This window comes from Flavobacterium sp. KMS (genome assembly GCF_000813005.1).
In the GTDB taxonomy this organism is placed as follows: domain Bacteria; phylum Bacteroidota; class Bacteroidia; order Flavobacteriales; family Flavobacteriaceae; genus Flavobacterium.
Map to the genome: position 1 here is coordinate 65,515 of NZ_JSYP01000006.1, position 23,955 is coordinate 89,469.

A 23,955-nucleotide genomic window follows, 5' to 3' on the forward strand; every position below is an offset into this window, starting at 1 on the left:
AGATTACAGTTTGTCTTTTAGATAAATACCTGTTACAGATTTTTTTACTTTAACGATTTCTTCCGGAGTTCCTTCGGCCAATAGTTCTCCACCATTTTCTCCACCTTCTGGACCTAAATCTATTATCCAGTCGGCACATTTTATAAGGTCAAGATTGTGTTCAATAACAATTATAGAATGACCTTTGTCTATCAATGCATCAAATGAAGCCAATAATTTCTTGATATCATGAAAATGAAGTCCAGTTGTAGGTTCATCAAAAACAAATAAAGCTTTATCTTTTGTCGCTCCTTTTACCAAGAACGAGGCTAGTTTTATACGTTGTGCTTCACCACCAGAAAGAGTCGAAGACGATTGTCCTAATTGTACATATCCTAAACCAACATCTTGTAGAGGTTGCAATTTTTGAGTAATCTTAGTTTGGCTGTTTTTAGAAAAGAAACTAATAGCATCATCAATTGTCATGGTTAAGATGTCATTGATGTTTTTGTCATCAAAAGTAATTTCTAATACTTCTTTCTTGAAGCGTTTTCCGCCGCAAGTTTCGCATGGTAACTGTACATCTGCCATAAAAACCATCTCGACGTTAATAGAGCCTTCACCTTTACAAGTTTCGCATCTTCCACCATCTACGTTAAAAGAAAAATGTTTGGCTTGGTAACCTCTTATTTTTGAAAGTTTTTCTTTGGCATATAATTCTCGAATATCATCGTAAGCCTTAATGTAGGTTACAGGATTAGAACGCGAACTTCTTCCGATAGGATTTTGATCGACATATTCGATATGTTTTATTTGCGAGAAAGAACCTTTTATTTCGGTAAATTGACCTGCTTTTTCGGCTGCATTATCTAGTTTTTTCTGAATTGCAGGGAACAAAATCTTTTTAACAAGCGTACTTTTTCCGCTACCAGAAACTCCCGTAATTACAGTTAAAACATCTAATGGGAAAGTAACATCTATATTCTTAAGGTTGTTTTCGCGAGCACCAATAACCTGTACGAAATTTTTAGATTTACGGCGTTGTTTAGGAACAGTAATTTCTAAATCGCCATTTAAATATTTAGCCGTTAGAGAAGTTGATTTTAATATTTCGTCATACGTTCCCTGAGCCACTAATTCTCCTCCAAAAGTTCCTGCTTCAGGACCAATATCGATGATCATATCGGCAGCTTTCATGATGTCTTCATCATGTTCTACAACAATTACCGTATTACCTAAATCACGAAGAGAAAGTAATACTTTTATCAATCGTTCAGAATCCTTAGGGTGCAAACCAATACTAGGCTCATCTAGAATATACATAGATCCAACCAAACTACTTCCTAGCGAAGTTGCCAGATTGATACGCTGAGATTCTCCACCAGAAAGAGTCGAGGAATTTCGGTTTAAAGTAAGATAAGATAATCCGACTTCCGTTAAAAAGGATAATCTATTATTAATTTCGACCAATAAACGTTTTGCAATTTGTTTTTCGTAAACGTTAAGATCTATTTCGTTGAAAAAAGTAACTAAATGCTGAATTGGTAAATCGACTAAATCTGAAACCGTTTTGCCATTTATTTTTACATAAGAAGCTTCTATTCGTAAACGTTTTCCTTTACAAACATGGCATTTTGTTTTTCCGCGGTAACGCGAAAGCATTACTCTGTTTTGAATTTTATAATTTTTCTCTTCTAGTTCTTTGAAGAAATCATTTAAACCTTCAAAATATTGATTTCCTTTCCAGATTAACTCTTTTTGTTCCTCGCTTAATTGAAAGTAAGGTTTGTGTATAGGGAAATCGAATTTATGAGAATTATTTACCAACTGATCACGAAACCAACTCATGCTTTCGCCACGCCATGGGAAAATAGCATTCTCGTAAATAGATAAAGAAGTATTAGGAACGACTAAATCGGCATCGATACCAATAATATTTCCATATCCTTCGCAAGCAGGGCAAGCCCCGTATGGATTATTGAAACTGAATAAATGCGGATTTGGTTCTAAGAATGTGATTCCGTCTAACTCAAAATTATTAGAATAGCTGAATCTTTTATTGGTGTTTAATTCCTGTAAAAAACAAATTCCTTTTCCTTCAAAAAATGCAGTTTGAACAGCATCCGAAAGACGGTTGAAAAACTCTTCTTCGTCTTTTACAACGATTCTATCAATAATCAATAATATATCCTGATCCTTTTTCGCGTCAAGCGAAGAAGCAAATTCATCAAGACGAACCATTTCGTTATCGATTAATATACGAGCAAAACCTTGTTGTAATAAAACATTAAGTTTTTCTTCTAGTTTTCTTCCTTTTTCAAGATGAATAGGAGCTAGAAGTAACCATTTGCTATCTAAATCGAAGCTTTTTACTTCGGTAACAACATCGGTAACTGTATTTTTTTTGACTTCTTGACCAGAAATAGGAGAGTATGTACGACCAATTCTTGCAAAAAGTAACTTTACATAATCGTAAATCTCTGTAGATGTTCCTACAGTCGAGCGCGCATTGGTAGTATTTACTTTTTGCTCAATAGCAATTGCAGGAGCAATTCCTTTTATGTATTCGACTTTTGGTTTATCTAATCGACCTAAAAACTGACGTGCATACGATGACAAACTCTCGACATAACGACGTTGTCCTTCAGCATACAAAGTATCAAAAGCCAAACTTGATTTTCCAGAACCCGAAAGTCCCGTGATAACAACAAGTTTGTTTCTTGGAATGGCAACATCTACATTTTTTAAATTATGTACCTGAGCACCTTTAATGATGATATTTTTCTTTGGGTCGAGTGTAGAAAGGTCAATTTGCATACAAAAAATCAATTTCCACAAAAGTAATCAATTTTCATTTGAGTTATGTTAAGGATAGGGACTCAATTTGTTTAAAATAATGTGATAATTATTGTTTTAGAGTTTAAATAAGTGCAATAAAATACTATTTGTATTTTTATTTCATTTTTTGCCAAAATAGTGTTTTATCAGTTAATAATGATTTATTTTAGTGCAGTTTTAATACTAAATTAATACCACAGATACCATTGAAATCGAAATTTTACCTTTTGTTCGTTTTTTTATATTGTAGTGTTTATTCTCAGGAATTACCGCCTATAATTAAGTATCCTCCCAGCGTTTACGGAGCAGGTAATCAGAGTTGGATGATTTCGCAAGATCAAAAACATTCTTTATTTTTTGCTAATAATGAAGGTCTTTTAGAATTTAATGGAACCAATTGGGAGTTATATCCATCTCCTAACGAAACGATTATTCGATCTGTAAAAGTTATCGATGATAAAGTTTATACTGGTTTTTATATGAATTTTGGTTTTTGGACAAGACAACCAAATGGAAAATTAAAATATACTTCGCTTAGTGATTCTATAAAAAATAAAATTCTTGACGACGAACAGTTTTGGAATATCTTAAAATACGATCAATGGATTCTGTTTCAATCCTTAAACAGAATTTATATTTATGATACTAAAACTAAAAAGTTTCAGATAATAGCGCCCAAAAATGGTGTTGTTAAGTCATTTAGAACGAATACTTCGATTTACTTTCAGACAATGAAAGAAGGCCTTTTTGAAATAGAAAGTGGCAAAAAAGTCTTGATTTCGGATAATCCAATTTTAAAAAATAATACCATAGTAAATATTTTCTCTGTTGATGAAGGTTTGCTAATTCAGACGCAATTAAGCGGATTTTATAAGCTAATCGGGGATAGTTTAACCAAAGTTCATACAGAGATAGATAATGAATTAGAAGCTAGTTTTGTTTATAGTAGTCAGCTGCTTTCGGATGGTAGTTTTGCACTTGGAACGGTATCTGATGGGATTTTTATAATCTCGAAAGAAGGCAAGCTCAAGTATCATATTTCTCAAAATAAAGGACTGAGTAATAATACCGCTTTGTCATTGTTTGAGGATGATGATAAAAATCTTTGGGTAGGATTAGATAACGGTATAAACTGTATTAATCTTCAGTCGCCCATTCATAGTTTTACCGATGATACTGGGATTCTGGGAACGGTTTATGCCTCGGCAACCCACAACGGAATTTTATATATAGGAACAAATCAAGGGTTATTTTATAAAAAGTACCAAAGCACCGAAGAGTTTAAGTTTATAAGCGGAACCAAAGGTCAGGTTTGGTCTTTGTTTACCTATGACGGAACTTTATTTTGTGGACACGATTCGGGAACATTTGTTATAGAGAATAATATTGCTAAAAAGATATTCTCGGCGTCTGGAACTTGGAAATTTGAAACAATCGCGAGTCATAGTAATTTATTGATGCAAGGTAATTATTATGGTATTTCGATTCTGGAAAAGCTTAATAATCAGTGGGGATTTAGAAATAAAATAATAGGATTTGATTATTCGTCACGCTATTTTGAAATTACTAAGAATCTGGAGATATATGTAAGTCATGAGTACAAAGGTATTTTTAGGTTACAACTAGATAATGAACTAACAAAAGTTAAAACATTTTTTGCGTATGCATCGCCCAAGAAAGGGAAAAATGCGAGTTTAATTAAGTTTAATAATTCTATTTATTATGCTTACAAAGGAGGGATTTTTAAGCTTAATAATGCAACAAAACAGTTTGAGAAAGACAAACTGCTAAGTTCTGTTTTTGAGAAAGACGAATATACTTCGGGGAAATTAATTGTAGATAATTCGAATAGAATATGGTTGTTTTCTAAAAACTACATTCATTATTTTTCGGCAAGTAAACTAGGAAGTGAGCTTAAGCAAAATGTTATTCCGATTCCTGCATCGTTAACCAACTCCATGTTAGGATTTGAGAATATTACACAGTTATCCAAATCAGATTACCTCATCGGTACAACAGATGGTTATTATACGTTGAATATTGATGATTTGAGTTTTAAAAATTATGTAGTTTCTATTGCTGCCATTACTACAAATAAACTTAATGAACGAATTGCCAATGAATCTATTCTTGAAGAAGGAAGTTTTAAATCTGACGAGAATAATATAACTTTTAATTATACGGTTCCTGAATACAATAAATACATTAACTCAGAATACCAATATTTACTAGAAGGTTTTCAGGATGATTGGAGCGAATGGAGTGTAAAACCAGCGGTGAATTTTAAAAACCTTCCGCCAGGAAATTATACATTTAAGGTAAGGGCAAAATTTGCCAATAAAGTATTAGAAAATACAGCAACATATTCGTTTACGATATTAAAACCCTGGTATCTTACCAATGTAGCTTATTTTATTTATTTGTTATTAGCATTAATCGTAGCTTATTTTATAAATAAAGCCTACAGGAATTATTACCATAAACAGAAAGAAAAACTAATAGAAGAAAACAACTTGTTATTAGAGATTAAAGAGCTTGAAAATGAGCAACAATTAATGAAGTTGCGAAACGAGCAATTAACTCAGGATGTAGATAGTAAAAACAGAGAATTGGCAGTTTCTACAATGAGTTTAAATAGCAAAAACGAATTGCTGGCTTTTATAAAAGAAGATCTAAAGAAAACATCGGAAGACGGGGATAAAAATATAAAATCGGTAATTACGACCATCAATAAAAATATCACCGAAGATGATTCCTGGAACGTGTTTAAAGAAGCATTTGACAATGCTGATAAAGATTTCCTGAAAAGGATAAAACAACTTCACCCTTTATTAACTCCAAATGATTTACGACTTTGTGCATACCTGAGATTGAATCTGTCGTCAAAAGAAATTGCTCCATTACTAAATATCTCGGTAAGAAGCGTGGAGATAAAACGTTACCGTTTGCGTAAAAAAATGGATTTGCAGCATGAACAAGGCTTAGTCGAGTATATTCTTGCTGTATAGGAAGCTACTAAACAGAAAATTTCACCTATACATCACCACAACATTAACGTTATTGTTGTGGTTTTTTTATGATTTACATTAATATTTTAACATAATTTAACATTGCTGATTTACTATTAATACTGGTAATTTTTTATGTTATATTAAAAATAAATAGTCTTTTTTGTGATTGTATGTTTTTTGTAAAGGTTGTTTTTGAATTATTATCAGTGAATCCGAATAAATTTATCTTTCAATAAAAACTAACTAATTATGAAATCTAGATTATTACTAATGGTATTGTTACTGTTTACATCTTTTGCGTTTTCGCAAGCCTTTGATGTAAAGGGAACTGTACTCGATGGCTCAGGTTTATCATTGCCTGGCGTAAATGTAAAGGTTAAAAGTTCGTCACAAAGTACAACCACCGATTTTGACGGATCTTTTAAGTTATTAGGTATCCCAAAAGGAACCACAATTGTTTTAAGTTATATTGGTTTTCGAACACAAGAAATTGTGGTTTCGAGCAGTATAATTACTGTAAAGATGAGTGATGATGCCAGATCGCTTGATGAAGTTGTTGTATTAGGATACAGCAGCAAAAAGAAAAGAGATGTAACAGGAGCAGTTTCTATTGTATCTAGTAAAACTATCGAAGATTTACATCCTATTAAAGTAGAGCAAGCCTTGCAAGGAACCGTTGCAGGTGTTAGTGTTACTGCGCAATCGGGTTCTCCGGGAGCAGCTATGGATATACATATTAGAGGTGTTGCCACCAATGGGAATAATGCTGCAACTGTATTTATAGATGGATATCAGGGTGATTTAAGTATTTTAAATCCTAGTGATATCGAGTCGATTACGGTTCTTAAAGATGCGCAAGCAGCAATTTATGGAGTATTAGGAGCTAACGGAATTGTTTTAGTAACTACAAAAACGGGTAAAAAGAATTCTAAAACCAAAGTTTCTTTTAATTCCTCTTTTGGTACACAGGAAACAACCAAAAAAATGTCGGTATTAAATGCTACAGAATATGCATTACTACTAAACGAAAGTTATGCCAATGGCGGACAAACATTGCCTTATCCTAATGTTTCGGGTTTAGGAAAAGGAACAGATTGGCAAGATGAAATTTTTAATCCAGCTCCTATAATTAATAATGATATATCAATATCAGGAGGTTCGGATAAAATCACATATACATTTAGCGGATCAGATTTAAGCCAACAAGGTATTATTGGAGGTTCTAAATCTGACTTTAAAAGAAATACAGCAAGATTGTCTTTAGGAGTCGATTTATCTAGTAAAATAAAACTACAAACCAATATAATTTATACTTACCTAGATAGAGATTCATTAAATGAAAACGGATTGGGTTCTGTGCTTTTTAATGCTATAAATACACCTTCGACTTTACCAGTTCGTGACCAAAACGGGAATTATACATTAGTTCCTAGTACACCAGGTTACGGAGTCGAAATTATTAATCCGCTTGCACAAATAGAGAATACATACAATGATTATAAATTAAAAAAACTGAACGGAAGTGTTAGTCTTACTTATGATGTAACCAAAGAGTTTAAACTTACATCACGTATCGGGTTTAATACAGGAAATAGTATTAGGAAAAACTTTTCAAAGCAAATAAGTTATGGAGGAAAAGTGTTTGATATTTCCCGAAGCAGTGTTACTCAAAACACAGTAAACGATAATGATTATACTTATGATTTTTTGGCAGAGTATAAAAAGACACTTTTTGACAGTCATAACATCAAAGCAATTTTTGTATCAACAAGTTATAAAACTTGGGGATCAGGACTTGGAGCAACAGGTTATGATGTACCTAATAATTCATGGCAATATGCCGATATAAATCTGGCTAAAGGAACAAGCCCGGCTGGAGGTCGTGATGTTTCGTCTTACAACTACGATGAAAGAAGAATCTCTTATGTTGGAATTTTAGAATATGATTTTAAAGGGAAATACCTTTTTAGCGGAGTAATCAGAAGAGATGCTTCGACCAAATTTGGACCAGATAACAGAGTAGCATTCTTTCCGTCATTTACTGGGGGATGGGTAGTCTCAGAAGAGTCATTTTTAAAAGATAACAGTTTCATTAATTTCTTAAAACTAAGAGTAAGTTATGGAGTTTTAGGAAACGACTTAATCCCTAATAATGGTTATGCAGGATTGTTAGATGGAGAAGCGACTTACGTATATAATGGAGCTTTAGTAAACGGAACCGCAATTGGGGCGTTACCAAATTCAAAATTGCAATGGGAAGAAGCCAAAAAGTTTGATGTGGGATTAGATTTTCGATTATTTAATGAAAAAATAGACTTTACAGCAGATTACTTTATAGATACACGAGATAACTTATTAATCCCAAGAATTCCAGTATCGGCAATAACAGGAGTTTACGCTCCGGGAGCTTCTCCGCCTACTATGAATGCAGGTTCGGTAAGAAATAAAGGATTTGAGTTTGCTATTAATTACAAAGACAAAATATCTGATAGTTTTAATTTTAATATCGGATACAATATAACAACGATCAATAATGAAGTTTTAGAAGTAGCAAATAGTACAGGTTATACCGATGCAGGAAGTTTTGGAGTAGGGCAACCGCTACCTCCGTCAAGAATGGAAAAAGGACAGCCAATAGGTTATTTTTATGGATATAAAACTGATGGAATCTTCCAGAACCAAGCCGAGATTGCAGCGCATCCATCGCAAGCAGCTTTAGGTTCGGTTACAACAGCTCCAGGAGATATTCGCTATATAGATTTAAATAATGATGGCGTAATAGATAGTAGAGACAGAACCAACATTGGAGATCCAATTGCAAGTGTAATCATGGGATTAAATTTGACTTTTAATTACAAAAACCTTGACTTTCTTGCTTATTCTTATGCATCTATAGGAAATGATATGGTTAGAAATTACGAACGTACACTTACAGATGTAAATAAATCTAATTATGTTTTAGGAAGATGGACAGGCGAGGGAACAAGCAATACAGTTCCTAGAGTAACAACCGGAGCTACAAACAACACCCTCTTTTCAGACTATTATGTAGAAGATGCTTCTTTTTTAAGAATCCAAAACGTGCAATTAGGCTATACATTAAACAAAGCATTCTCGGATAAAATCGGAATCTCAAAACTACGCTTGTATATGGGAGTAAACAATTTGTACACATTTACCAAGTACAGAGGTTTTGACCCAGCAGCTTTATCAGGACCATTAAATGCTGATAATGTTTCGCAATCGTCAGTGGGATCAGGAATCGATAACGGATTTTATCCAACACCAAGGATTTATACAATGGGATTAAATCTAAATTTTTAAAATTAAGAAAATGAAAAAGTATATTATAAATATAGGATTAGGAATCGTGCTTTTGGGAGCAATAAGTATTTCTTGTACAGATAGTTTTGTCGAGCGTGATCCAGTATATTCAATAGATTCTGAAAATTATTTTAATTCAGAATCAGATTATTACAATGCCTTAATTGGAGCCTACGATTTATTACAATCCTCTTATGTAAATGTTTTGTTGGGCGAGATAGCCTCAGATAATACATTTTCGGGAGGAGAAAGTGCCAGTGATGTAATAGGATTCCAGCAAGTAGATGATATGACACACACAGCTGTAAATAGTAATATAAAAGATGTTTGGAACTGGATGTTTGCGGGAGTTAATAGAGCAAGTTACATTTTAGAGTTTAAAGACAAAACAGACTTCCCAGGGAAAAATCAAATATTGGCCGAAGCTCATTTTTTAAGAGCCTATTATCATTTTGAATTAGTAAAATGGTTCGGGGCTATTCCGCTAAACGGAGACAAGAGATTTAAATTAAATGATGAGAAAACAATTCCGCGTTCATCAGTTCCAGAAGTTTATGCTTCTATAGAAGCCGATTTGCTTTACGCAGTCTCTAATTTAAACCCGAATGCTCCAGAGGTAGGAAGAGCGACTAAAGGTGCAGCACAAGCACTATTAGGAAAAGTGTACTTGTATCAAAACAAATATTTGGATGCATCCAAAGTTTTAGATAAAGTAATCGAATCAGGTAAATATTCATTAGTGACAGATTATAATACAATCTTTGAAAATGCAGGAGAAAACGGAAGAGAATCTGTGTTTGAAGTACAATATAGCGATGCCGAAGGAGCAAATTTTGGATGTTTACAATGTAGCGAAGGTAACGTAGCAGTAGGATTTAACGGAGTAAGAAACTATGTAGGACCATTTTTTGACTCAGGATATAGTTTTAATATACCAACTCCAAAAATTGCAGATGCATTTGAGGTAGGCGATAAACGTAAAGATGTTGCTATCCTGGATATTGTTGCTTGGGCTGCAGCCAATAATGCCACTTATGGAGTAGGATATAAACACACAGGATATTTTAACCGTAAATATTTACCACGCCAAGGAGATGCTAATATTGGGGATCAAAACCTAACAAATCCTAATAATTATAGAGCAATACGTTATGCCGATGTTTTGTTAATGGCAGCAGAAGCTTATAACAGAGGAGGATTAGACGATGCCAAAGCAAGAACATACTTAAACGAAGTAAGAAGACGTGCATTTGGAGATACAAATCATGATATATCGGCTTCAGGACCAGCCTTAACAGATTTTATCTGGTCAGAAAGAAGATTTGAATTTGTTGGAGAAGGACTTCGCTTTTTCGATTTAGTACGTACAGGAAAAGCAGCACAAGAAATTGTAGGTTTTAAGGTTGGAAAAAATGAAATATTTCCAGTTCCTATCGAAGAGATTCAATTCTCAAACGGAAACTGGCAGCAAAATCCTCAATATTAAAAAATAGTATCATGAAAAAATTACATTTTATTATAAGTCTGTTCGTTTTAGCAATCGCAATAGGTTGTTCTAATGACAGTAGTGGCAGCGATGTCGATATAGATTCGGTAGGAGCGCCAGTAAATATATCGGCACTTACAACAATTGCACAAGATAATTCAGGAAAAGTTACTTTTTTGCCAAAAGGCGAAGGAGTTACACAATATGAAATTTATTTTGGGCACGGAGCCACGCAGCCCGTTATTGTAAATCCAGGAGCTACAACTACACATACATATCCCGAAGGAATATATCAGGCAAAAATTGTAGCAATGGGAATTAATGGAAAAAAGACAGAAATAACGCAAACACTTACAGTTTCGTTTTTGGCACCAACAAATTTACAGGTAACATTAGCGCATGTAGTTGGCGATAATTTATCGGCATCTGTAAGCGCAAAAGCCAATTTTGAAACCTTCTTTCAAGTTTATTTTGGCGAAGCCTCAAATGAAGTTCCTGTTGATTTTATGGAAGGAGAAACAATTAAGCACACTTATGCAAACGTTGGGACTTATGAAGTAAAAGTTGTCGCTTTAAGCGGAGGAGTAGCAACGACTACGCATACAGAATCTATTACAATTTCGAACCCAATTTTGCTACCAGTTGATTTTGAATCGGCTACATTAAATTATGCATTTAATAATTTTGGAGGAGCACTTACCGCTGTAGCCAATAATCCTAGTGTAGATGCCAGTAATGTAAGTGCAAAAGTGGCTAAATTAACCAAAACAGCGGGCGCAGAAGTTTGGGCAGGTTCTTTCTTAGAACTAGGGGAACCAATTGATTTCTCGACATTGAAAAAAATCAGAATTAAAGCTTGGTCTCCAAAAGCAGGAATTGTGGTTAAAATGAAATTAGAGAATTTAACCAATCCAGATATTAATACCGAAGTAGATGTTACTAATGCAGTGGCAAATGGTTGGGAAGAACTTACATTCGACTTTTCGGCTGTAGATAATGCCAATAAATACCAACGAGTAGTTCTTTTCTTCGATTTTGGTAATGCAGGAACAGGAGCCGATTATTACTATGATGATATTCAGTTAACCTCCGGAGGAGAATCTCTAGTGCTGCCATTAACATTCGAATCGGCTACATTAAGTTATGCTTACGGAAATTTTGGAGGAGCTAGCTCAGCAGTCATTACAAATCCAGATAAATCGGGGATAAATACATCAGCAACGGTTAGTGCTTTAACAAAAGGAAACGGATCCGAAGTTTGGGCAGGTTCATCATTAGCATTAGATACTCCGATAAATTTCTCCACATTTAAAAAACTAAAAATGAAAGTTTGGTCACCACAGGCTGGAATTATTGTGAAATTTAAATTAGAGAATCTGGCAGACTCGAATATAAATAAAGAGATAGATGCTACCACGACAGTTGCAAATGGTTGGGAAGAACTCACATTTGATTTTGCAGGGATTGTAAATGCCAATAATTATCAGAGAATTGTAGTATTCTTTGATTTTGGAAATAGCGGCACAGGCAAAACATACTATTTTGATGATATAAAACAATCCAACTAAAAATATAAGGAATCATGAGTAAAAAAATAATTATAAATATCGTGTGCATACTCACCATGCTTCTTATGGTAGGTTGCCAGGAAGATGATTTAAAATTTGGAGAACTACAAGCGCCAACAAACCTTGTAATTACTGCCGAAATTGTAGGTAAAACGGATGCAGATCCTAACGGAGACGGCTCGGGATTGGTAAAACTTGTCGCTACTGCAAATGATGCAATCTCATACAAGTACGCCTTTAGCGACGGTACATCGTTAAACTCGCCAACAGGTAAAACCGAAAAGCGATTTACTAAAACAGGATTAAATACCTATACAGTAACTGTAATAGCAACAGGAACAGGAGGAATACAATCAAGCACCTCGATAGAGGTTACCGTACAAAGTGATTTTAGTGATCCCGATGCAGTAACGTTCTTAACAGGCGGAACTTCTAAAAAATGGTATTGGTCAGCTTCAGAACCAGGTCATCTAGGTGTTGGACAAAATGATGGCGACGCAACCAAGAATTATTATGCCAACTATTATACAGCAGGACCATTTGAGAAAGCAGCTTCACCAGTAAGTAGTTGTTTATATGATAATGTATTGACTTTTTCGCTAGACGGAGAACAAATAAAATACCAGCTGGATAACGGAGGAGCAACATTCTTTAATGCAGCTTTTGCAAGCGTAGCAGGCGGAAGCTCGCCAGACGATGCATGTTTAGCATACAACTCAAGCGGAACAAAAATAGTATCATTAAGTCCTTCAGAATCGGTTATTATGGGCAATCCAGACCATTTAACACAAACAAGAGGAACAACAATGAATTTCTCTGATGGAGGATTTATGGGGTATTATATAGGTCAGAACTCATACGAGATAATCTCCATAACAGCAAACAGAATGGTTGTAAGAGCAGTTATGGGAGGTAATCCGGCATTAGCATGGTATCATATATTTACCACAACAAAACCTACTCAGGCGCCTCCTACTGATTATACCACCTTAGTTTGGTCGGATGAATTTAATACCGATGGAGCACCAAATCCTGCAAATTGGGTAAATGAGTTAGGGACTGGCGACAGCGGTTGGGGAAATAATGAAAAACAAAATTATACCAACAGTCCAAACAATGTAATAGTGCAAGGCGGAAGTTTAAAGATAACTGCCAAAAAAGAAACTTCAGGCGGAATGGCATATTCCTCGGCACGATTAAAAACAGATGGTAAATTTAAATTCACCTATGGTAAAGTTGAGGTAAAAGCCAAGTTGCCAATAGGAGGAGGGACTTGGCCAGCAATCTGGATGTTAGGACAAAATTATGCAACAAACTCATGGCCCGCTTGCGGAGAAATAGATATTATGGAGCATGTAGGCAATAGCCAAAACCTAATTCATAGCACATTGCATTATCCAGGACATTCAGGCGGAGATGGAAACACAGGTTCAACAACTATTGCAACAGCATCATCAGAGTTTCATGTTTACAAGGCAGTTTGGAGCCCGGAATCAATTAAGTTTTATGTAGATAATGCCTTGTTTCATTCTTTTGCCAATGATGCAACAACACCATTTAATAAAGATTTCTTTCTGATACTAAATTTTGCAATGGGAGGAAACTTTGGCGGAGTCATAGATCCAGCATTTACACAATCTACAATGGAGATAGATTATGTAAGAGTATATCAATAATATAAAAGTTAAAGTTAGTCGGAATAAGGAGGTTAGCGGCACATTTGCTAGCCTTCTTATTTTTAATGATAAATAAAAGAAATAAAATGAAGAGAATTTTAATCCTATTATTAATAGGTAATTTAAGTTTTGCACAACAAGCAAAAAGGAAACTGGTTTGGGAAGAAAATTTTAACGGAAAAACCCTAAACGAAACCGTTTGGAATTACGAACTCGGAGACGGTTGTCCTGATTTATGTGGTTGGGGTAATAACGAAAGACAAATTTATACCAAGACAAACCATCAATTAAAAGATGGAAACTTAATTATTAATGCAAGAAAAGACGGAAACGTATATACATCTACACGTATTACAACCAAAGGTAAAAAAGAGTTTAAATACGGACGCATCGAAGCCAGAGCCAAATTACCAGTTGGTCATGGCCTATGGCCAGCATTCTGGATGTTAGGAGCAAATATAGATCAGGTAAACTGGCCAAAATGTGGCGAAATAGATATCTTAGAATATATAGGCAGAGATCCACACATGGTTTATACCACTTTGCACACCCAAGATAGCCACGGGAATACAATTAATACCAAGAAAACTGCATTTCCAGATATCGAAAAAGGATTCCATGTATTCGCAATAGAGTGGACAAAAGACAAAATCGACTTTTTTGTAGACAAAGATTTAGTGTACACATTCGAACCAAAAGATAAAAATGAAGATGTTTGGCCTTTTGATAAGCCATTTTATATATTAGTTAATTTGGCAATAGGAGGAAATTTTGGAGGACCCGAAGTAGACGATACTGTTTTTCCACAAGATTTTATTGTCGATTATATTCGGGTATATCAGTAATTAAAGATTGCAAAAAAAAGAAGGTTAAATCGTAATTACTTTATTTTGTGAGATTTAAGCTTCTTTTTTAACTGTTGTAACCAAAATGTTAATTTATTGTTTCTTGGTCTTTTTTTAGAAATCATTGACTTTATTTTAATGTTTCTCAGTTTTTTGTGTTAATTATTCTTAATTTAATTTGCTTTATAAAATATTTATTTGTTAAATTTGAACACTTAATTAACACTTTAAAAATCAGAAGCCTATACATTAAAATTACTTTTTAGAAAATTACTCCAATTCAAAACTAAAACTAAAAGGTAGTATTATGGCTAATCTGCAAATTCCTGACGCTCTATTGGTGAAGAACTATGTTGAAGGTAACGAAAGTGCCTTGTCAACATTAATAAAAAGACATGAATCTAAGATTTATGGATTCATATATTCAAAAATAGCAGACAGAGATATATCAAATGATATTTTCCAAGATACATTTATAAAAGTAATCAAGACATTAAAAAGCAATTCTTATAACGAAGAAGGCAAATTCCTTCCTTGGGTAATGCGTATATCACACAACTTAATTGTGGATCATTATCGAAAAAATAAGAAAATGCCAATGTATAGAGAAACCGAAGAGTTTTCGATATTCTCCATCATGTCCGATGATTCCTTAACGATAGAGAACAAAATGATTATGGATCAAGTTGAGGTCGATTTAAAAAAATTAATCGAAGAACTTCCAGATGATCAAAAAGAAGTACTCGTAATGCGTATGTATCAAGACATGAGCTTTAAAGAAATATCCGAAATAACCGGTGTAAGTATTAATACAGCATTAGGTAGAATGAGATATGCATTGATGAATATTCGAAAAATTATAGAAAAACATCAAATTATTTTAACTAATTAATATACTAAATTGAGCAATAGGTCGTTGTTATATAAAATAAACATTTATTAGCATGGCAAAAATTTACTCAAAAAAAGTGATGATTAGTAAAAATCTAAAACCAAACAAAGAAGTAGTTTCTTTTTTATTGAGCTATTCACAAGCCTTAACAGTAGTGAAAATCGAAGATAAAAGTTTTGAGATTATAGCTAATTAAACAGCCCACAGCAACTGTCGGATGTTTTGAAAGTAAATGAAATTAATCAAATTGGTCGTTTGATTAAAAAATCACTAAGGGCAATATGCAATTAGTGATTTTTTTGTTTTTTAGAAGACTGATTTTCGTAATACTCATCAATAACCGATTTTCTTCCAATAGTCTTTGTGATAATATCTTTATCAAGATCCCATCCTCGAGCAGGCGAATATTCACGACCGTACCAAATAATTTCAAGATGCAAATCATTCCAAACCTCCTCAGGAAAAAGACGTTTAGCATCCTTTTCAGTTTGAGTTACATTTTTTCCGTTAGATAAATTCCATCTATACATCAACCTATGAATGTGAGTATCTACAGGAAATGCAGGAACACCAAAAGCTTGCGACATAACAACACTTGCTGTTTTATGCCCAACAGCAGGCAATTCCTCCAGATATTCATAACTCTGAGGAACCTCTCCGCCATGTTTATCAATCAGGATATGTGATAAACCATAAATACCTTTAGCCTTCATAGGCGATAAACCACAAGGACGAATAATATTCTGAATTTCTTCAACCGACATTTTAATCATATCATACGGATTATCAGCCTTTGCAAACAATATAGGCGTGATCTGGTTCACGCGAACATCGGTACACTGAGCCGACAATAAAACAGCAATTAATAAAGTATAAGGGTCTTTATGATCTAGAGGGACAGGGATAGTAGGATATAATTCTTTTAACGTATTTATAACAAAAGTTACCCGTTCTTGTTTATTCATTTCCGTAAATTTAATCCCGTAAAAATAGTACAAATTTTATCATGAGCCTAATCCAGCTTTCCGTTACAACACCTCATCGAGGCAGTAACATTTTTAAGTATTCGCAAGAGCTTCCGCTGGTCGCTTTGCCAATACATAAAATGTAAACCACCACAATTCCGGGGTTTTCACTACAATCTGGGCTAACAAATCAAGAATTATGGCAGATGAGTTAGGAATTATAAGTCATGAATTATTTAAATTTGCTATCAAAATTCTAAGCGAGTCTAAAACTCTAAGAAGTCTAAGAAGTCTAAGAAAGTCTAAGAAAGTCTAAGAAGTCTAAAATTCTAAGTCAGTCTAAAAAAAACAAAAATCTAAAATAAAATGACAACATTACAAATAGGAGATAAAGCACCAAATTTTTCAGGAATAGATCAGGACGGAAATACACATAAACTAGCCGATTATGCAGGCAAGAAATTAGTAGTATTCTTTTATCCAAAAGCAAATACACCAGGATGTACAGCCGAAGCTTGCGATTTAAGAGATAACTACGAACGTTTTCAAGCAAACAATTATGCTCTTTTGGGAGTTAGTGCCGATGCACAAAAAGCACAAGCCAAATTCAAAGAAAAATACGATTTCCCTTTCCCGTTATTGGCAGATGAAGATAAATCAGTAATTCAAGCCTTTGGAGTTTGGGGACCTAAAAAATTCATGGGCCGTGAATACGACGGAATCCACAGAACAACTTTTGTTATCAATGAAAAAGGAATTATCGAAGATATAATCTCAAAAGTAAAGACCAAAGAACACGCCGATCAAATCTTAAAGTAGCGATTACTATTTCGGTTTTTAAACTCAGTTTTCATAAGATCTTTGTCAAGGTTCAAAACTTTGACAAAGATTACCATTCGTTTTTTATTTGTTGAGGTTTAGCAGTTTTTTACAAACTTGACATTTTTACTTGAGTAAATAAATAGCAATACAACATAACATAGAGTAGATACTCTCATTCTTGTCATCCTGAGCGGAGTCGAAGGGACTTAGCTTGACAATATTGCGATAATTTTGTACATAAACAAAACCTCAGTTACTTAGTATCTCAAATCCTCCCAAAACAAAAAAAGCACCAGTTATAAAACTGATGCTTTCCTATTTAAAACCTTTGAACCTTTATTTCTCAGAACCTTAGTTCCTCAGAAAACTAATTAGACTCTTTTAAAACTTTATTCGGTTCATAACCAAATAAGTGATGTTCTTTTATAATTTCGGCAATACCTACAGGAAGCATTGGTTCCCATCCAGGTTTTCCTTGACTAATCATTTTTAATACCTCTCTCGAGAATACTTCTAATGTATGAGGATCGAAATCGGCTACATCGACAACTTTACCATTGAATTTAAAGAATTTGTACAATTCTTTCATTCTAGGATGTACTTTTAAATTAGTCGAATTCATGATAGTACCATCTTCATCAATCATAGGATATAAGAATACTTTCATATCGCGGTAGAATAATTTTCCGAAAGCTTCAAGAATTCCTCCACTTAAATGGCGGTAGTATTTCTCATCAAAGATGTCGACTAAATTGTTAACACCCATTGCTAATCCCATTCGGGCTTTAGTATAATTCGCAAAATACTCAACAACTTTATAATATTCCTGGAAGTTCGAAATCATTACAGTTTGTCCTAACGAACAAAGTAATTCGGCTCTATCCATAAAATCGCGTTCATCGATTTCTCCATCAGAACGAAGATTAGATAAAGTGATTTCAAAAATTACCAGCGTATTGTCTTTTTCGACTTTATTTTCTTCGAGAAACATTTTTAATGATTTCTCATACATATCCATATTAACCTTCGTTACAGGACGAAAACTCCCGCGTAAGGCAAGAATATTCTTTTTGTATAAAATGGCAGCAGGAAGGATATTTTTACCTTCAGGATTGAACATTACGGCATCAGTCATTCCGTTTTTTACCAATTGTAAGCTAATCAATCGATTATCTACATCGGCAAAACGTGGACCAGAAAAGTTAATAGTATCAATTTCTAGTTGATCTTTATCTAAATGATCATATAAATAACGAAGTAATCTTTTAGGATCATTGTATTTATAAAATGCTCCATAAATTAAGTTTACCCCAAGAATACCTAATGTTTCTTGTTGTAATCGAGCATCAGTTTCTTTAAAACGAATGTGAAGTATAATTTCATTATAAGCTTCATCAGGTTCAATTTGGTATCTTATTCCTACCCAACCGTGACCTTTAAATTGTTTTGCAAAATCTATTGTTGCAACAGTATTAGCGTAGCTAAAGAAAAGTTTTGTAGGGTGTTTTTCTCTGCTTAAACGTTCTTCAATTATTTGCCCTTCAAGAGTTAACATTTTCTTTAATCTCTCTTCAGTTACATAGCGGCCATCACTTTCAATTCCGTAAATGGCATCACTAAAATCTTTGTCGTAAGCAGACATCGCCTTCGCAATTGTTCCAGACGAACCACCAGATCTAAAAAAATGTCTTACCGTTTCTTGCCCCGCACCAATCTCTGCAAAGGTTCCGTAAATATTTTCGTTTAGATTTATGCGTAGTGCTTTGTCTTTTATGGATGGTATCTGAGCGATGACTTTGTCACCTTTAAGTTTTATTTCTATACCCATTTTATTTTAAATATGGCTGATTTGTTACAAAGTTAGTAAATTAGGCTTCTAATGAAAGATAATTAATCCTATTTTTGTAAAAAAATAAAGTACAATTGAAGGTATATTTTTTAGGCACAGGCACATCACAAGGCATTCCGATAATAGGGGTAGATCATCCTGTATGCAAAAGTACTGACGCTAAGGATAAAAGGCTTCGAGTATCGATTTGGATTAGTTGGGATGACCACTCTTATGTTATAGATTGTGGTCCTGATTTCAGGCAACAAATGTTATCTTGTAACTGTCAGAAATTAGATGCAATTTTATTTACACATGAGCATGCAGATCACACTGCAGGTTTGGACGATATACGTCCGTACAATTTCAGACAAGGCGAAATGCCAATTTATGCACACGAGCGTGTTATTGGTAACTTAAAAAAACGTTTTGATTATGTTTTTGAAACCGTAAATAAATATCCAGGAGCACCATCAGTAAAAACAATCGAGGTCGTTAATGATAAACCATTTGCTGTGGGTGATAAAATGGCAATTCCGGTAAATGTTATGCACGGAGATTTACAGGTTTTTGGGTATCGAATAGATGATTTTGCTTATTTAACAGATGTAAAAACTATTGAAGAAGTCGAAATCAAGAAACTAAAAAACTTAAAAGTATTAGTGATAAATGCATTACGTGTTGAGCCACACGATACACATTTTAATTTGCAGGAAGCCCTAGATTTTATAACTTTGGTTCAGCCAGAAAAGGCTTATTTAACACATATTAGTCATGTATTAGGATTTCATGAAGAGGTACAAAAAATGCTGCCTAAAAATGTTTTTCTAGCCTATGATAATTTAGAAATCACAACTTAATTACATTTAAAAATGAAAAAATCCCTATTGCTTTACCTTTTTATCATTGCGATACTTATGAATATATTTACCTATATGTTTTATAGTAAAGAAGTAAAGTTTGAACAGGAACGTTATGTTAAAACAACTAAAAAGCTTAGAGATAGCCTTAATTTAGTAGAAACTAAATTAAACGAAGCCAATTACTTTTCATTAGAGAATAATCAAAACGCCCAAAATTACTTTGATTCAGCAGATGCTTCTAAAACTATTCAGTACGAGAAACTAATTCCTATTGTTACTGAGAAATTAATGGATCTAAATGCGAATCCAAAAGGGAATCCATATACAGGACAAGACCAAATAGGCGCCAATAAATTTATCATCAATAAAGTTAAGATTTTAAATCACAGATGGATTATTGCAGACTTTAGTGATGGAGAAATATGGGGAGAAGTCTTGTTAAAATACTTTGTTAATAATGATGAAAGTATTACTTTTGAAGTAAATCAATCATTATTATACCAAAAATAGTATTCCTAACACAGTGTAATAATTGTAACAACTAATAAATAGAACATATGAAAAAAGTATTTTTATTTTCGATTATTATAGGTCTTACATTTTCTTGTGCTAAAAAAGTTTCTCAGGAAGAAACAAAACCTATTAAAGAAGAAGTTAAACCCGAGCGTATTGTAGGAGGAGATTCAGATGCACATGGATGTAAAGGATCTGCTGGTTATACTTGGTCGGTTGTTAAAAATGAATGTGTACGATTGTTTGAAGTAGGTACAAAGTTAGAGCACGCCAAAGATGGTAAAACGTATTCGACAGTTGCTTATGTTATTTTTGAAAACGACGGAAACAAAGCCGAACTTTTTCTTGATACTGAAGATGGAACAATTATTTTAGAGCGCAAAGCCGAAGGAGAACCTTGGATTAAAGGAGATTTAGAATTAATCCCTTGGAAAGGTTATGTACTTAAAAAAGCTGGAAAGATTATTTATACAGGAGAGTAAAATTTGCAGTATCTAGTTGCAGTTTACAGATTATAAAAAAGACAAAACAAGAAAGGCGAGAAGTAATTCTCGCCTTTCTTATTTTTATGTAGATCTGTTGCTTTTCTGCTTCAGATAAAGATTTTAAAACCTTGCGACCTTTGCGTATCCCGACGCTTCGGGATTGCGCGCTTTGCGGTTAAATTTTCTCAGTCTAAATATTCTGTTTTATAAAATCGGTTGTTACTACTTGAGCAAATTCTTCGTTTAAACTGGCAAGAGCAGTTTCGTGAATTGTCTCGGCACTAAATTCCTGTCCATTCAATCCCTTTTTATTAAAAGTGGCAGTTGCATCAGAAATTAGAAAGGTATTATAACCAAAATTCCCAGCCATTCTTGTAGTTGTCGAAACACAATGATCAGTTGTTAAACCTACAATAACAAGCGTATCGATTTTATCATCATCAAGTTGTTCTTTTAAATTGGTGCCAATAAAAGCACTATTTACATTCTTCTGAATTACGTTTTCTCCTAAATAAGGTTTTACAATATCTTTAAATGCATTTCCAGGATTGGTTTCATGGAGCAATGAATTGGGATTAGAGGAACAATGCTGAATATGGAAAATAGGTAATTTATTAGCTCGCCAGATTTCGAGAAGCTCACTTGCATTTTTTTCAGCATTTGGATTATTGCGTTCTCCGCCCCAATATTCTATATTATCAAAACCTTTCTGGATATCAATTAGTATTAATGCGGGATTGTCAAGTTTAGATATTTTCATTTTTATAGTTTAGTTGATGTTGTAAAAAAGTAAAAAGTGAGATGAAAATCAAATTTTCACACAATAAAGTCAACACTGTTTTTATCATTTTTTAGTTCAAAAGGAGATTGTTATGCGTTATTTTCCTTTTTGAAGTTCTTCCAGTTTTTGTTTCGTTTCGGCACTTTCCTTGTTGATGGATAACGCTTTTTTGTAATTGCTTATTGCATTAGTTTTATCATTCACTTGTTTATAATAATCTCCTAGAGAATCATATACGTTAGCGCTTTCTGGATAGTTTTTTACATTTAGTTTGAAAAAATACTCAGCTTGAGCTAAGTTCTTTCTGCCTAGGGCCATATATCCACATTGATTAATAGGAGCTTCGGGAGGTGGTATTTTATACCCCATTTTTTCGGAAACATTTTGATAATGTTTTTCAATTTTTGTAGGTAATGCCATCCCTGTTTCCATTAAATCAGTAATAGTCAAGTTCAGATTATAGAAATCAAAAATGAATCTAAGTGCGTCATATTCGGCAATAAACGGAACAGAACCATGACTGTCTTTATCATAATATTTGTATTCAAAGTGTAATTGGTTTTGTTTGTTCTTTTTTAAATCATTGGCTAAATCTAATATTGAACGAATGTGTCTTGTAACTTGAGTAGTATCTTTCTTTACTCTAAGAGTGTCCATTCCGGCTTCCATCGTGTTTGCAATACCTAAAAATAAACTAGTGTTTTTGAATTTTTTCTCAGCAAATGTTTTTTTGCTTTGCTCTAAAAATTTCTGTTTGTCCCACCACATACTTGGGTCGATAGCAACATAAGAATTAAATAAATTAGTATGATTTGCAAGTGTATTTATAACTGTTAAACCGCCAAAAGAATGACCAATTAGCATTTTGTATGGAGCAGTAGGATAGTTGGTTTCAACGTATGGTATTAATTCTTTTTCAATAAATGCAATAAAATTTTCATTTCCGCCACTAGTTTTACTCGCTTCACTAGTCATCATTGGTAAATCAGATTCGATATGAGTAGGAGTTAAATCACGGGCTCTGTCAGTATTGAGTATTCCCACTACAATCATTTTTGGACAAATTGTGTTACCGTTCATGGTACTTAATTGCTCCGTCATACCAACAATAGAAGTGAAATGTACGTTTCCATCTAATAAATAAAGAACGGGATAATTCTCAGTTTTGGGTGCGCCTTTGGTATAACCATCTGGGACATATATCCAAACTTTTCGATCTTCATTAAGTATTTTAGAATGAATGGTTTCAATCGTACCAATAGTAATTTTGTTATCCGATTGTGCTTTTGCGAAAAAAGAAGTGCCAATAAAAAGCAGTGAAAATAATAGTTGTTTCATGGTTAGTTAAATCAGGTTTATCGAGTTAGTCTTATACTTTGTTATTTGTTACAAAGTATAATAGTTTAAAGATAAGATGATTTATTATTATATGTAAAAAGTGAGAAGTAAAATGTAAAAAAAAGCAAGAAGGTGAAATGTGTGTTGTAAAAAGGAAATGTAAAAAGTGAGTTTAAATTCCTATTCTTGAATTGCCTCCTGCTTTAGTTCGATGTCATTAAGTTAAGCTTTTTTGAACTGATCATGGTTAATTATTTTCTCGCAAAGTCGCAAAAGCGCAAAGATTTTATGATTAAACTTGGCGACTTTGCGAGAGATTTATTCAGTACAGTATTAAAAGTTTTTTTCTTAACTTAATGACATTGTGCTTTAGTTGGAGGTTTAAGAATTGTTTATAAATGTGGCTTTAGTCAAAATAACGGGGCATTTTGACTAAAGTCAATATATTATTACTCCAGCTAAGGCTCGAGACAATTCAAAATATCAAAACTGATATTAAAGAAAAAATAGAAGATATAACTTCATTAATAAATTTAGAATCCCTAAAATGAATAATATCTTCCAGTATTTTTTAGAAGTTTGGAAGTTCGGATTTTCAGTGTTTTTTATAAAAAGACCACTGGCAATTAATACTATTGGTAAAATAAAACCAATTAAACTTTCTATTCCCATAATTGTGTTTTTTGTTATTGTTTTAGAACCTGAATTAAGTAAAAAAATCTTATTTCGAGTTTAGCTAAT

At 33.5% G+C, this 23,955-nt stretch carries 17 protein-coding genes; 12 read left to right on the forward strand and 5 right to left on the reverse strand.

The genetic code is table 11. The features are described from left to right. Positions 1-3: 3 nt before the first annotated feature. Positions 4-2,796 (reverse strand): excinuclease ABC subunit UvrA, encoded by a 2,793-nt coding sequence (gene uvrA / locus OA93_RS07990; protein WP_039112626.1) that lies wholly within the window; start codon positions 2,794-2,796, stop codon positions 4-6. A 248-nt stretch (positions 2,797-3,044) separates the two neighbouring features. On the opposite strand from uvrA, the gene OA93_RS07995 reads away from it, so the two are divergent. From OA93_RS07995 to OA93_RS24995, 8 genes are all read left to right on the forward strand, one after another. After that, on the forward strand, positions 3,045-5,825 hold the full coding sequence (locus OA93_RS07995) for a triple tyrosine motif-containing protein (protein ID WP_276203396.1): 2,781 nt from the start codon (positions 3,045-3,047) through the stop codon (positions 5,823-5,825). A 252-nt stretch (positions 5,826-6,077) separates the two neighbouring features. Next, positions 6,078-9,152 carry a TonB-dependent receptor gene (locus OA93_RS08000; RefSeq protein ID WP_039112628.1) on the forward strand — a complete coding sequence of 1,025 codons (3,075 nt, stop codon included), beginning with the start codon at positions 6,078-6,080 and terminating at the stop codon, positions 9,150-9,152. Between the two features lie 10 nt (positions 9,153-9,162). Beyond that, positions 9,163-10,638 carry a RagB/SusD family nutrient uptake outer membrane protein gene (locus OA93_RS08005; RefSeq protein ID WP_039112629.1) on the forward strand — a complete coding sequence of 492 codons (1,476 nt, stop codon included), beginning with the start codon at positions 9,163-9,165 and terminating at the stop codon, positions 10,636-10,638. Positions 10,639-10,649: 11 nt separating this feature from the next. Continuing rightward, positions 10,650-12,206 carry a hypothetical protein gene (locus tag OA93_RS24070; RefSeq protein WP_052259407.1) on the forward strand — a complete coding sequence of 519 codons (1,557 nt, stop codon included), beginning with the start codon at positions 10,650-10,652 and terminating at the stop codon, positions 12,204-12,206. A gap of 14 nt (positions 12,207-12,220) precedes the next feature. Next, entirely contained in the window at positions 12,221-13,882 is a 1,662-nt protein-coding gene (locus tag OA93_RS08015) for a family 16 glycosylhydrolase (protein WP_039112631.1), read from the forward strand. Between the two features lie 86 nt (positions 13,883-13,968). Further along, complete coding sequence (locus OA93_RS08020; RefSeq protein WP_039112730.1) at positions 13,969-14,727, forward strand: glycoside hydrolase family 16 protein; 759 nt, start codon at positions 13,969-13,971, stop codon at positions 14,725-14,727. Positions 14,728-15,034: 307 nt separating this feature from the next. Next, a complete protein-coding gene (locus OA93_RS08025) occupies positions 15,035-15,619 on the forward strand; it encodes a sigma-70 family RNA polymerase sigma factor (protein ID WP_039112632.1) in 585 nt (194 codons plus the stop codon). Positions 15,620-15,671: 52 nt separating this feature from the next. Next, a complete protein-coding gene (locus OA93_RS24995) occupies positions 15,672-15,815 on the forward strand; it encodes a hypothetical protein (RefSeq protein ID WP_165572092.1) in 144 nt (47 codons plus the stop codon). 91 nt (positions 15,816-15,906) lie between these two features. On the opposite strand, the gene nth is transcribed toward OA93_RS24995, so the two are convergent. Next, positions 15,907-16,584 (reverse strand): endonuclease III, encoded by a 678-nt coding sequence (gene nth, locus OA93_RS08030; protein ID WP_039112633.1) that lies wholly within the window; start codon positions 16,582-16,584, stop codon positions 15,907-15,909. 366 nt (positions 16,585-16,950) lie between these two features. Between nth and bcp the strand changes: the two genes are divergently transcribed. Then, entirely contained in the window at positions 16,951-17,403 is a 453-nt protein-coding gene (bcp, locus tag OA93_RS08035) for a thioredoxin-dependent thiol peroxidase (RefSeq protein ID WP_039112635.1), read from the forward strand. A gap of 370 nt (positions 17,404-17,773) precedes the next feature. On the opposite strand, the gene OA93_RS08040 is transcribed toward bcp, so the two are convergent. Continuing rightward, positions 17,774-19,234 carry a TonB-dependent receptor gene (locus OA93_RS08040; protein WP_039112636.1) on the reverse strand — a complete coding sequence of 487 codons (1,461 nt, stop codon included), beginning with the start codon at positions 19,232-19,234 and terminating at the stop codon, positions 17,774-17,776. Between the two features lie 95 nt (positions 19,235-19,329). Between OA93_RS08040 and OA93_RS08045 the strand changes: the two genes are divergently transcribed. Genes OA93_RS08045 through OA93_RS08055 form a run of 3 tightly spaced genes read left to right on the forward strand, consistent with a single transcriptional unit; the run spans position 19,330 to position 21,092 of the window. Next, complete coding sequence (locus tag OA93_RS08045; protein WP_039112637.1) at positions 19,330-20,094, forward strand: MBL fold metallo-hydrolase; 765 nt, start codon at positions 19,330-19,332, stop codon at positions 20,092-20,094. A gap of 12 nt (positions 20,095-20,106) precedes the next feature. Further along, positions 20,107-20,607, forward strand: coding sequence for a hypothetical protein (locus OA93_RS08050; protein WP_039112638.1), 501 nt, complete (start codon positions 20,107-20,109; stop codon positions 20,605-20,607). A 47-nt stretch (positions 20,608-20,654) separates the two neighbouring features. Beyond that, complete coding sequence (locus OA93_RS08055) at positions 20,655-21,092, forward strand: hypothetical protein (RefSeq protein ID WP_039112639.1); 438 nt, start codon at positions 20,655-20,657, stop codon at positions 21,090-21,092. Positions 21,093-21,285: 193 nt separating this feature from the next. Here OA93_RS08055 and OA93_RS08060 read toward each other — a convergent pair whose 3' ends face one another. After that, positions 21,286-21,855: a cysteine hydrolase family protein gene (locus tag OA93_RS08060; RefSeq protein ID WP_039112641.1), complete on the reverse strand. Its 570-nt coding sequence runs from the start codon at positions 21,853-21,855 to the stop codon at positions 21,286-21,288. A 117-nt stretch (positions 21,856-21,972) separates the two neighbouring features. Beyond that, a complete protein-coding gene (locus OA93_RS08065) occupies positions 21,973-23,214 on the reverse strand; it encodes an alpha/beta hydrolase-fold protein (RefSeq protein WP_052259408.1) in 1,242 nt (413 codons plus the stop codon). Positions 23,215-23,955 lie beyond the last annotated feature (741 nt).